Source organism: Sporomusa acidovorans (genome assembly GCF_900101845.1).
GTDB classification, from domain to species: Bacteria; Bacillota; Negativicutes; order Sporomusales; family Sporomusaceae; genus Sporomusa; species Sporomusa acidovorans.
The window spans coordinates 1-10,528 of record NZ_FNAM01000085.1; the positions used below are offsets into that span (position 1 = coordinate 1).

The following is a 10,528-nucleotide window of genomic DNA, read 5'->3' on the forward strand; positions in this document are numbered from 1 at the left end:
AATGCCTGCATAGAATCCTTTCATTCCTTGATTAAACGCGAATGGCTAAATCGTTTTAGAATTAGGAATTATGAGCAAGCATATAAACTTGTATTTGAATATATAGAAACTTTTTACAACACTGTACGTATTCACAGTCATTGTGAATATAAATCACCTAATCAATATGAAAAAGAGTACATTATAAAATCAAAAGTAGGTGCATAAAATAGTCAATTTTATGTAATAATCTGGGGTTAACCACTCGTTTTAATTTGTACTTTTTCTTGACATAGTACCACTAGTCCGGAAGAATCACCGTAACATACCCTTTACTTCTGTTGTGACAGACCCAGGCCCTCCTCAAAAAGCATAAAATCAAGTGTTGTCACGAAGCAGATTACGCCTCACCTTGCTTCTTCAGGGCAATCAGCTGCTTCCTGGTAATTTTGTATCACAACAACACTCTTTTTTTAATATAAATTAGGCTCAATGCGAGGGATAAAGTCAATTTCACTACGGATAAACTGCCCCAAAGAAGTGCCTATCTTGGTGGCTTCTTTCCATACCGGCTGGTTCTCCACAGCGACACAATGGTCGGCGGAGGCTTTTATTTTGTCAGTAAATACATGGGGAATCCCGCTGTTTTTGCAGTCATCCCCATAGCCGCAGGTAAGGCAAGGAACATTTCCTTCGATCTCAAGTTCAGCCACATGATGCATTCTTTCCATGAACAGTTCCGTCTTTATAGCCTCCAGGGCAGCTTGCCTGACTTCCTTAAACAGCCCTGAAATGATCGTGATAACGTATTTATTTTCATTTACGCTATGTAAATGCCGCATTGACCAGAGTCTTTCCAGAAAAGCTTTAGTAAAACCATCCAATACTCTGTACGGTGTATAACCGCCGATTATGAGAGCCTGAACTTCCCGTACTTTCTTCGCCAGTGCCGGAAAATCATCATTGACTTTGCAGATGTTATCTTCCACACAGGCTTTACAGGCTAGGCATGGCCGCACATTGAGATCACTTAGCTTTATAAACTCGAAGTCTAATCCACTTGCTTTCAGCACCTGCAGGACTAATCGATCGGTGTTGCTTGCGGGGACAGGGCTGCCGGATATGCCTAATATCTTCATCGGTTCATCCTCCATATCGTATGTTGCCAATTACCCAAGAGCAGCCAACAGTAACTTTTCCAGGTTATCCAAATTGACTGAAAGAATTTCAATAGGCACTTCGGTGTAGTCAAAGAATTCCAATATTCTTTCTTCATCTATTGGAACCAGACCCGTATCAAGTAAGAGAATACGCTCATAAAAGCCAAAGTTCTGGCGGGCGTCAACCTTATCCCAGTGCAGCTGCTCAACAAATATTTTTCGCCAGTTCGCCAGCCAGCCACCGGTAATATAGAAGCTGCGGGATTGGGCATCCAGTTCTGCCAATTGGTCTCCTAACAGCATTTCTATGCAATTTTTCGCCTGCATAACCTTCGAGCCTTTGGCAGATGCGATTGCCTCCATTGCGGGGTGACACATTGTCCCATAACCCAGGGATACGCCGCAGTTTCCCATTGACTCCAGAGCATTGTTGACGGCGGCTTCCAGTTTCTTGAAGTCAGTGTGCAGCCCGGCTTCAAGATATTCTACCTCAATATTTTTTCCTTGTAGAAGTTGTTCGATCTCGTTGCGCAGAATCTCGCAGCATAGCAACTTTTTTGACATGCTGTCCACTCCTTGTAAAGGTCATGCTTGAATTGTGGAATATAACGGTCGCCTTTGCAGCTTAAATAGTTAATATTTTCTTTTCACCGGACATGGTTTGGCAAACGGCCTGGGCATTGTCCAGAGAGAATAGCTCAAACTTACCATCGCCCACGGCGTACATCTTGCCGAGCGCCGGCATTACCTCCAGGGCCTTCCGCTGCGACTGCTCCGAAGTGCAGAACACCACCTTGCCGCAGATGCGAAGGGTATCGTAGTTGGCGGCGACACAGCAGATTTCCACCTTAGGGTTGGCCGCAAGCTGCTTGCACATGTCTTTTTGATTGGAAGTGCCAAAAGTCAGTTTTCCGTCATACTCCATGACAAAGCCCATTGGCCGAACACGCGGCTGGTCGCCATCCGTCGTTGCCAGATAAAACACTTTGTTTTCCTTTAAAAAATTCAGAACCTCTTTCACTTGAAAATCACTCCTTAATCATTTTTCATTTTGCCAGTCGATTAGCTTTATGGTATTATTATATTACAAAATCAATTTGATACAAGTACGCAGATAATAATGATAAAGTATGAAAAACCATACCATTAATAAGGAGACTATTTATGAACAAGAAGGTTACGACGGAAGCCTATGCCGAAGAGCTGCTTTGTCCGATTCGCTATGCGATAGATATTGTGGGTGGCAAGTGGAAGCTGCCAATTATCTGTATGCTTGCCAGTGGCCTGCCAACAAGGTACAGCACTATCAAGCGTAAGCTGACGGGTATCACAAATATGATGCTGGCTCAATCGTTAAAAGAATTGGAAGCATCCGGCATTGTCCACCGTGAGCAGTACAATGAAGTTCCGCCCAGAGTTGAATATACGCTGACTGACAAAGGTAAAAGCATTATTCCACCCTTGATAAAATTGGCCGAATGGGGCGGAAGCCATATGCAAGAGGATAAGACATGCGCGGCTTTCTGCGCCACATGCAAATCGATAAAATAGTAGTTTTGTTTGGTAATGTGTAAGAACGCGCTTCACTTAAGCTAAACTTATTACTAAGTACAAATAACTTCTAAATAATGAAGCAGCAATTAGTAAATTCGAGGATAAAAATATATCAGTATTGCACAGATAAAAACTTCTAAGTGATATAAAATAAACGACGATATCACATCCTGATAACTGTGATATCGTCGCAAAGTACAGAAGCCCCGTTATTAAGAGCGGGGCTTCGCTTATTCTGGTTATTTTATTGAGTTTAGACCTACAAGGGACAGAGAAGGCGAGGGAACGGTGGTTCCGTCCTATAAAGACATTTCCTCCGTCCCCTATCTCTTACATTCAAGATCGCTAGGTAGATTAAACACTATCATTCTTAGAATCCCTCTAATAAATCTACTGCGGAAAACAGCCGATATAGAGTGAAGAATTTGTTGTTTATTACAAAATACGTCGAAAGCCACCAATTCAATCAAAGTGCGTTACCCTCTTTTCGTACCTATAACGTAAATATTGGCTTAGGCTGTTAATGCATAGCAGCATAAGCACAAGTACCAGCGCTGTTCCATAGGCTCGTTCGATAGAAACATGCTGGCTGAATAATATATATAAGTGAAAAGGCAATGCCATGACAGGATTGTGCAGGCTAATGCCTCCTCGCGTTAAGATTACAGCGGCGGTCACCATTATCGGAGCTGTTGCGCCGGCAGCATAGCCCATCGCCAACAATACGGCGCTTAGCAGATTCGGACTTGCTTCAGGCAATATCACCTTTTTTAGAATATATCCTTTTGAAACACCCAGTATTTCTCCAATGAGGCGGTACTCACCATTCACAGCTTTTAGGGCGTCCCGCATCAGCACTGTTACTGTTGGAAAAATCATAACAGAAAGAGTAAGCCCACCTGCAAGCAGCGAAATTCCAAATCCCAGATAAACAACGAAGCAGGAATAGCCAAACAAACCAATTAGGATTGACGGTATCCCCACCATGCTCTGAACCACATAATTACAGAATTTTGCAAACCACGCCCCATTACCATACTCAACAATATATATAGAAACTAACAGTGCCGGAAAAGCTGCCGCCACGGTTGCAATCGCCAACAGACTAAAAGTTCCTAGTATCGCTGGAAAAATACCACCCGCGGTTCCCAAAAACAAGCCTTTAGGCTCAGAAGTTAAAAATTCCCAGGAAAGAGCGCCGCCGCCCCGATATATAAGTAACCCCAAAATAATTGCCAGAATACCCACTACAAAAAATCCTGCACCCCAAAAGCACACTCTACATATATATTCGCAATATACCCGCCTTCGCATCAAACACTTCTCCTCTCGTTTAAGTAATAAATAGTAAAGTTAATAGAGGAGACAAAAAGCAGAAGTACTAAACCTGCAGCAAACAAAGCCTGATATTGATGACTGCCAACCTCCGCAGTACCAATTTCCAGTGCTATTAGGGCCGATAACGGCTCACCTTTGGCAAACCAAGAAACCGGCACTGTTAACGTATTGCCTGCAAGCATTAACACAGCCATGGTCTCGCCGGCAGCTCTGGCAAAAGCTAGCGTTATCGAGCTAATCATGTTTTGATAGGCTAACGGCGCGAGTATTTTAATGATTAAGTATCCTTTAGCTACACCTAAAGCATTTCCGGCTTCCCGGTATTCTTCAGGAATACTTTGAAAAGCTCCGTAAGTACCTGTGGCAATATAAGGGACAACCATTACCGCAAGCACAAGTGACGCACAAAACAATGATTCTCCACTTGGCACTCCGATTACACGCTCATAAAACGGCAAGATTACGCTTGCTCCTAAAAAACCGTAAACCACCGACGGAATTCCTGCAATATATATAACACGGTGCGGATTACGGCGGAGATGGCAGCCGGAGCATACTCTGAAAGAAAAATACCGCAGCAAACTCCCAGCGGAGCAGCAATAAATATGGAACCTAACGAAGACCACAATGTACTTACTATCATTGAAAAAAAACCGTATTGGGGAGGGTTTCCGGCCGGCTGCCAATCACTGCAGAAAAGAAGTTTAATAATTCCAATATCTTTCCAGATTGCTAAACTTTCTCCAGCAATAAATAAGTAAATAGCTAGTAAGCCACCAATCGCAGCTAATGAGCAAAACATACATATCCACTTAAGTGCCATTTATCAATTACATCTCCATTAGTAAAGGGTAGTTGTTAATTCAACTACCCTTTTGACCATTTAGCCCAACGTTACTTACTCTTTGCAGGTATAAAACCCATTTCTTCTAGGGTTTTATACCCTTTATCAGATGTAAGATAATTAATGAAAAACTGTTCACGCTCATCAGCTTGAGACTTTGTTACAATAATTAAGGAACGGGAAATCGTGTACTTGCCGCTTACAATATTGTCCGTACTGGGCTCAACACCGTCTACAGACAGTACGGAAATTTTACCTTGGCTTTGTTTCACAAGGCCGGTTGAAACATAACCAATTGTATCTACGTTTTCTTGGACCTTGCCAGCTAATGCGCCCATTGACGGAAATTGAACAGCCTCTTTGGACACTGGTGTTCCTTTCATTACAGCCTCATCAAAAGCCTGACTCGCTCCACCTCCCAAGTCACGTATCGCTAAGACAATCGGCCGGTCAGGCAACGCGGTATCAAGCTGCTTCCAGGTTTTTATATCACCGGAAAAAATTCTTTTAACTTCGTCTGTAGTAAGATTCGGCTTAACCTTTAAGACTGGATTTTGCGGACTTACGGCAATTGTAAGTGCATCATAGCCTAAAGTATAAAACTGATGATTAGGCAGCTTCTGTTTTTCCACATCTGTTATAACACGAGATACAAGTCCTATGTCAACGGTTCCGTTCGTAGCCGCCTTTACGCCATAACCCGATCCGCCGGTAGCAACAAAGATGGCTATTGCTTCATCTGTAAAACTATCCTTAACCTTCTTCCACGTTTTGTATTTTTCTGTAAAATCATCAGCACACTTTGCAATTACCGGCGCCAGTGTGCTTGAGCCGCCGATCTTAATTAAAATGTATAACGAAGATGAGTCTGCGGACTTTTATTGTAGGTCTTTCGGATAGTTTTTTTTCCTGTTTGTTCTGTTCAAGAGATACATCTTTTCATTCAATACTCAAAAAAGGCGGTATTCACAAAAGAAGTGAACACCGCCCTCACCTACCCTTCGCGGAAGATTACTCCCTTGCCGCCACGCGGATAGTGCCAGGAAAGCACTCCAGGGGGCGCCACCGCCAAACAGGTGCCGCATTCAAGGCAGGCCGCATATAAAACGCCTATAGTGCCGTCCGGTTGTTGCGAATAAACATGCGCGGGACAAATCCGCACCAGCAGAGGCCCGGCACATGTGGCCGCTGCAGCCTTCTGATCAATCTGAATGTGGGACTGTTCCACATCCGTTTCATAGCGATTCCTGTCGAGCCGCTCGGTAACTGTTCCAAATGGAGTCTTGTTCTTACTCATAATGCCCTCGCTCCTGTATACATGTCCTTAATCAGGTGAAAGAAATTCAGGGGGCTTTTTTTCAACGTCTTCATGGTACTAGGAAGCAAGTGCTGTCGCGGAGTCGTGTCAAGATTGTATACTCCATACATAAGATCGCTCAATAACTGTCCATAGGCTCCATACATGCGTGGATTTTCAAGAAATTGGGCGCTCGCGCATAGGTGCGCATGTCTTTGCCCACAAAAATATTGTCCAGTTCCACACAGTAAGCATCCAGAGAAGACTTCGAAAAATCGCCCTTCAACAGCGCGCTGTCTATGGCCCTGGCGGCGGCCAGGCCGGAACCTGCGGCCAAGTCCATGCCGCGCACGGTGCAGCCGGTGTTCAGTGCCAGCCCGATGGCATCGCCGACCACCACCAGTCCGTGTCTTGTCAGGTCATGGACCATGGCCTGACCGCCTTCTGGGACCATATGGCACCCGTATTCTAACAATTCTCCTCCCCTGAGAAAGGGTTCAATGGCGGGATGGGATAAAAATCTGTCGTGCAGTTCCGACGCCGTTTCGCCTTTACTGGCCAGATCATCAAGCCTGAGTACTACGCCAATGGACAGGGATTCCAGGTTCGTATATAGGAATCCGCCTCCGCCGACGCCATTGGTACAGTCGCCAACCACAGCATAGGCAACGCCTTCGTCGCCCGTCAAGTTGAAGCGCTCCTCAATGACATTTCGGGGCAGGCCAATAACAGACTTTACGCCCACAGCCAAATGTTTCATCGGTTCCTGACCTCGGATCCCCGCATTACGGCAGATAAACGAATTTACCCCGTCAGCGGCGACCACCACATGAGCCCGCAATTCGTCGCCGCCGGCACGGATGCCTACGATGCGTTCTTGTTCCATAACCAGCGCATCCACCCTGACACCCGCCATAAGCACAGCTCCCGCCTCTTCACACTTGGCGGCCAGCCATTCGTCCAGTCTGGCTCGCTGCACGGATACAGCGGTTACGGACTGTCCCAACCGCGCGTCGCCGTAATCCACGTTCACAAAGGACGTTGGCGAAAGAAAACTCAGGCAATTGCGGGTAATACGCCGTTCTACAGGAGCTTGTCCAACAAATCCCGGCAGGACCTCTTCCATGACGCGGCAGTAAAATACCCCACCCGACAAGTTTTTGCTGCCAGGACTCTGCCCCCGTTCCACCAATAACACGGAATGCCCCTTGGCCGCCAGCTGGTGCGCCGTGACACAACCGGCCACGCCGGCTCCGACAACGATGACGTCAAAGTCAACGTCCGTAGTTACAACATCATCCACCTTTTTCCGAAACCTCCTTTTCTGCCGTCCCCTACCATCAGGGAACGACAATATTGCGGGGCATACCTTCTGAGCGAGCGGCATGACAGAACTGCATGCCGCCCGACATTCGTTTATTCGCCCTTGAGAGTCTTGATCACATGCCGCGCGGCCACACGCCCCGATGCATGGGCAAACCCATTGGCCGTACCGGGAACATCCAGATTGTAGGTATCGCCGTAGAGTCCGCTGGCTTCGTTGCCCACGGCATACAGACCGGGAATGGGCTGGTAGTCCTTGTCCGTGACCTGCAGGTTGCCGTTTACACGGATGCCGCCGTCAGACACAAGTACACTGGGCGCCATGTTGATGGCGTAGAACGGTCCCTTGCGCACAGGGCGGAGAAACTTGGCGGGTTTAAAAAACATCGGATCGTAACTCTTGTCGCACGCATCGTTGTATTCGTCCACAGTCGCGGCGAACACGGCGGAGTCAAGCCCAATGGCCTTGCCCAGTGCCTCGATGGTGTCGCCCTTCCAAGCAACGCCTTCGGCCACGTCCTGGTCCAGTTCCGCCTGAAGGCGGGTAAGCTTCATATGATACTCAATGAAGTCGCCAAGACCAATGTCCGAACCTTCCTCCATGAGGTGACGCACGGTGTCGGCGTCTATGATGGCGTATACCGCCCCTTCGGGCTGCTTGGCAATGGTATTACCCGCATCGGCGAAGCTCATGGCCACTTCCTCGCTGGCGAAACGGCGTCCGGTCTTATTAACCCATAGCACAGGCTGAGAACCGGCACCACTAACATGCGAGGTAAGTGTTTTGGTGCGCGCGCAGGGAATAATCATCACTGGGCCCAAATTTTCCGTATCAGCGCCGACCTCAAGCGCCATGGTGAGTCCGTCATCAGGGCGGCGTTCAGTTTCGCAGCGACAGCACCGAGTAACATGCGGCTTATCGGCGCGTCAGACGCCAACACCAGCTTAGGTCCCGCGGCTTTGGCCGCATCGGCAACTTGCGCAGCATAAGCTTCCGCCGGCATGCCTTCTGCCGGTTCGAAACAGAGCACCCGCTCAAAACCCAATTTAGCCATATTCTCCGCCAAGGCACGCGGCCCCACTACAGCCGCCACAACCTGGCCGCCAAGTCTGCGAGCCGCGTCAAGCATGCCGCCGGCACGGCGTTCGTCTATAATAATGATCCAGTTGTTCATATTTATTGCGATCTCCTTCCAGTTACGGGACTACGACATATAACGTATTCACAGTACACCATCCGTGCGCAAAGCGGCCATGAGCTGTTCGCACGCAGCCACGGGATCGTTCCCGTCTATGATTCGTGCCGGAGGCGTATCAGGGAACCTGGTTCCCCTGGAAATGACAGCAGCAGCAGGCACAAGAGCCAAAGCCAGCCGTTCCACAGGCTTTTTGCGCGCCGCAAGAACTTCCTTCATGCCCGGTGCATTTTGCTCGTCCCGGCTTGCCGAAACCGCAAGCACCACAGGCCCCCTAACTTCAAGCACCTGCGATATACTGCCCATCTTGCGCGCCACCCGCAGACATCCCTGCTCCATCTTGGCCGATACAACACCGGCCACGGCCGGCCAGCCAGCTGTCCCGTTAATGCGGTAACCACACCATAGTCCCATGCGGAATCGCCGATAAGCACCGCATCAACGCCTTCAACGCGCCGGATTGCAGCGGCTAGAACCGCACCCGTCACTGAACTGTCCACATCCGTCAGGGCGTCAGTGACCACCACAGTACGCGCCGCACTTCGGGCCGCAGCCCATGCCACGTCGCCGTCGCCCACCATCAGGCCGATAATCTCTCCGCCTGCGGCTATGGCGGCAGCAATCTCCATAGCCGCAGGGTCGTCGTCGCTTACCGCCATTTTCACGCCCCGCCAGTCAACGCTTCCGTCCACTCCCACCCGGGCGTCCTGCGGATTTTTTGACCATTTAAACACAACGATGATTTTCATAGGGTCCCCCTTAACCTTAATGATCAATGCGCGGTTTGTCCCGCATCCACCAGATAGATAGCACCCGTCATGAAGGATGCTAGTGGCGAAGCCAGGAAAAGAACAATGCCTGCAATCTCTTCCGGACTGGCTATGCGGTTGGCCGCGTTGAACGTTTTGACCAATTCGCACATAGCCGGATCAGCCAGCCAACCGTTGGTCATTTCGGTTCCCGTTAATCCGGGGGCGATTGCGTTGATGCGGATGTTGTCCTTGGCATATTCAATGCCTGCAGCCTTGGTAAGTCCCGCTACACCATGCTTGGCCGCCACATAGGGGCTCATTCCCGGGTCCGCGATCAGGCTGGCTACCGAGCCGCAGTTAATGATCGCGCCGCCTCCCTGTTTGAGCATTTCGGAAATTTCGTACTTCATGCACAGAAACAAGCCTTTGAGGTCAACATTCATAATTTTGTCGAAATCTTCTTCGGTCTGATCGACCAGATTGGCCGTCACCGGCAACAGGCCAGAGTTGTTATACGCCACGTCGAGGCGACCATACTTCTCCACAGTCGTATTGACAAAACGTTGTACGTCAGCGGCAACACTGACATCCCCCTGCACGAAGATGGCCTCGCCGCCCGCATCTCTAATACGGGCCAGAGTCATAAATTTTGCAATTTAAATTACGGTATTTCTGTAACCGTAGACTATGTATTTCAGGATCTCCAATTTGATGAAGTTATTGCAGTACCCTTTGAAGATGAGACTTGTAATTGGGAAATATATGATTGTACTGCGAAAAGTTAATTTATGACCTTGTTATCACTGTTGCTGTAAATTTTAAATCGGCTACAGCCACATCTTTTCCTATTACGTATATATGTCGCTGCATCTCCAAGCTACTTACCCCTAAAATTAATGATCTAATTATTACTCGTCTGTTAAAAGGACAGACTAACCCCTTGAGGAGGTGTTGTAGGAAATGACGTAGCTACCTGCTTGATTGTTTCCTTGGTTTTTCTGGCTAGATAGGTAATGAATTGCTGGAAATTATGCCCGATTATTTTGAGACCAACTACAGCGCTGACCTTATGCTTACCACGAACT

Annotated in this window: 17 protein-coding genes; 2 read left to right on the forward strand and 15 right to left on the reverse strand. The window is 48.1% G+C overall.

The genetic code is table 11. From position 1 onward, the window contains the following. Positions 1-207 (forward strand): IS3 family transposase (locus BLR65_RS27885; protein ID WP_143122681.1); only part of this gene is annotated, 207 nt, incomplete at its 5' end. Between the two features lie 245 nt (positions 208-452). On the opposite strand, the gene BLR65_RS27890 is transcribed toward BLR65_RS27885, so the two are convergent. The 3 genes from BLR65_RS27890 to BLR65_RS27900 all read right to left on the reverse strand — a co-directional run bounded on the left by BLR65_RS27890 (position 453) and on the right by BLR65_RS27900 (position 2,160). Further along, positions 453-1,118, reverse strand: coding sequence for a flavodoxin family protein (locus tag BLR65_RS27890; RefSeq protein WP_169716844.1), 666 nt, complete (start codon positions 1,116-1,118; stop codon positions 453-455). Between the two features lie 30 nt (positions 1,119-1,148). Beyond that, positions 1,149-1,703: a DUF1638 domain-containing protein gene (locus BLR65_RS27895; RefSeq protein ID WP_093797970.1), complete on the reverse strand. Its 555-nt coding sequence runs from the start codon at positions 1,701-1,703 to the stop codon at positions 1,149-1,151. A 61-nt stretch (positions 1,704-1,764) separates the two neighbouring features. Next, positions 1,765-2,160: a pyridoxamine 5'-phosphate oxidase family protein gene (locus BLR65_RS27900; protein WP_093797972.1), complete on the reverse strand. Its 396-nt coding sequence runs from the start codon at positions 2,158-2,160 to the stop codon at positions 1,765-1,767. A gap of 143 nt (positions 2,161-2,303) precedes the next feature. Here BLR65_RS27900 and BLR65_RS27905 point away from each other — a divergent pair, with 143 nt between their 5' ends. Then, positions 2,304-2,690, forward strand: coding sequence for a winged helix-turn-helix transcriptional regulator (locus tag BLR65_RS27905; RefSeq protein WP_093797974.1), 387 nt, complete (start codon positions 2,304-2,306; stop codon positions 2,688-2,690). Positions 2,691-3,155: 465 nt separating this feature from the next. Here BLR65_RS27905 and BLR65_RS27910 read toward each other — a convergent pair whose 3' ends face one another. From BLR65_RS27910 to BLR65_RS27955, 12 genes are all read right to left on the reverse strand, one after another. Beyond that, a complete protein-coding gene (locus tag BLR65_RS27910; protein WP_218130679.1) occupies positions 3,156-3,941 on the reverse strand; it encodes a PstA family ABC transporter permease in 786 nt (261 codons plus the stop codon). Between the two features lie 65 nt (positions 3,942-4,006). Then, a complete protein-coding gene (locus BLR65_RS27915) occupies positions 4,007-4,489 on the reverse strand; it encodes a PstC family ABC transporter permease (protein ID WP_245693097.1) in 483 nt (160 codons plus the stop codon). A 14-nt stretch (positions 4,490-4,503) separates the two neighbouring features. Then, on the reverse strand, positions 4,504-4,854 hold the full coding sequence (locus BLR65_RS30285) for an ABC transporter permease (RefSeq protein ID WP_169716842.1): 351 nt from the start codon (positions 4,852-4,854) through the stop codon (positions 4,504-4,506). Positions 4,855-4,925: 71 nt separating this feature from the next. Further along, positions 4,926-5,726 (reverse strand): substrate-binding domain-containing protein, encoded by an 801-nt coding sequence (locus BLR65_RS27920; RefSeq protein WP_093797980.1) that lies wholly within the window; start codon positions 5,724-5,726, stop codon positions 4,926-4,928. A gap of 143 nt (positions 5,727-5,869) precedes the next feature. Next, the gene (locus tag BLR65_RS27925) at positions 5,870-6,172 is read right to left on the reverse strand and encodes a ferredoxin family protein (protein ID WP_093797982.1); all 303 of its coding nucleotides are present in this window, start codon (positions 6,170-6,172) and stop codon (positions 5,870-5,872) included. Beyond that, positions 6,169-6,339 (reverse strand): hypothetical protein, encoded by a 171-nt coding sequence (locus BLR65_RS32000; RefSeq protein WP_483881004.1) that lies wholly within the window; start codon positions 6,337-6,339, stop codon positions 6,169-6,171. The genes BLR65_RS27925 and BLR65_RS32000 overlap by 4 nt, the downstream gene beginning before the upstream one ends. Further along, positions 6,312-7,475: an FAD-dependent oxidoreductase gene (locus tag BLR65_RS27930; RefSeq protein ID WP_211285132.1), complete on the reverse strand. Its 1,164-nt coding sequence runs from the start codon at positions 7,473-7,475 to the stop codon at positions 6,312-6,314. The genes BLR65_RS32000 and BLR65_RS27930 overlap by 28 nt, the downstream gene beginning before the upstream one ends. Before the next feature lie 113 nt (positions 7,476-7,588). Next, positions 7,589-8,350, reverse strand: a complete 762-nt coding sequence (locus tag BLR65_RS27935; RefSeq protein ID WP_093797984.1) for an FAD-binding protein — start codon at positions 8,348-8,350, stop codon at positions 7,589-7,591. Then, entirely contained in the window at positions 8,305-8,670 is a 366-nt protein-coding gene (locus BLR65_RS27940) for an adenine nucleotide alpha hydrolase family protein (RefSeq protein WP_093797986.1), read from the reverse strand. Before BLR65_RS27940 ends, BLR65_RS27935 begins: the two co-directional genes overlap by 46 nt. 48 nt (positions 8,671-8,718) lie before the next feature. Further along, positions 8,719-8,955: a hypothetical protein gene (locus BLR65_RS27945; protein ID WP_143122683.1), complete on the reverse strand. Its 237-nt coding sequence runs from the start codon at positions 8,953-8,955 to the stop codon at positions 8,719-8,721. Further along, entirely contained in the window at positions 8,907-9,467 is a 561-nt protein-coding gene (locus BLR65_RS27950; protein ID WP_143122684.1) for a hypothetical protein, read from the reverse strand. Before BLR65_RS27950 ends, BLR65_RS27945 begins: the two co-directional genes overlap by 49 nt. Then, positions 9,464-10,087, reverse strand: a complete 624-nt coding sequence (locus BLR65_RS27955; protein WP_093797992.1) for an SDR family oxidoreductase — start codon at positions 10,085-10,087, stop codon at positions 9,464-9,466. Before BLR65_RS27955 ends, BLR65_RS27950 begins: the two co-directional genes overlap by 4 nt. Between the last annotated feature and the right edge of the window lie 441 nt (positions 10,088-10,528).

What these genes read in the sequence shown, in the direction of transcription:
- BLR65_RS27905 (WP_093797974.1), top strand. Translation starts at nt 2,304, where the DNA reads ATGAACAAGAAGGTTACGACGGAAGCCTATGCCGAAGAGCTGCTTTGT.
- BLR65_RS27935 (WP_093797984.1), bottom strand. Translation starts at nt 8,350, where the DNA reads ATGGCGCTTGAGGTCGGCGCTGATACGGAAAATTTGGGCCCAGTGATG.
- BLR65_RS27890 (WP_169716844.1), bottom strand. Translation starts at nt 1,118, where the DNA reads ATGAAGATATTAGGCATATCCGGCAGCCCTGTCCCCGCAAGCAACACC.
- BLR65_RS32000 (WP_483881004.1), bottom strand. Translation starts at nt 6,339, where the DNA reads ATGTATGGAGCCTATGGACAGTTATTGAGCGATCTTATGTATGGAGTA.
- BLR65_RS30285 (WP_169716842.1), bottom strand. Translation starts at nt 4,854, where the DNA reads ATGGCACTTAAGTGGATATGTATGTTTTGCTCATTAGCTGCGATTGGT.
- BLR65_RS27895 (WP_093797970.1), bottom strand. Translation starts at nt 1,703, where the DNA reads ATGTCAAAAAAGTTGCTATGCTGCGAGATTCTGCGCAACGAGATCGAA.
- BLR65_RS27925 (WP_093797982.1), bottom strand. Translation starts at nt 6,172, where the DNA reads ATGAGTAAGAACAAGACTCCATTTGGAACAGTTACCGAGCGGCTCGAC.
- BLR65_RS27940 (WP_093797986.1), bottom strand. Translation starts at nt 8,670, where the DNA reads ATGAACAACTGGATCATTATTATAGACGAACGCCGTGCCGGCGGCATG.
- BLR65_RS27955 (WP_093797992.1), bottom strand. Translation starts at nt 10,087, where the DNA reads ATGACTCTGGCCCGTATTAGAGATGCGGGCGGCGAGGCCATCTTCGTG.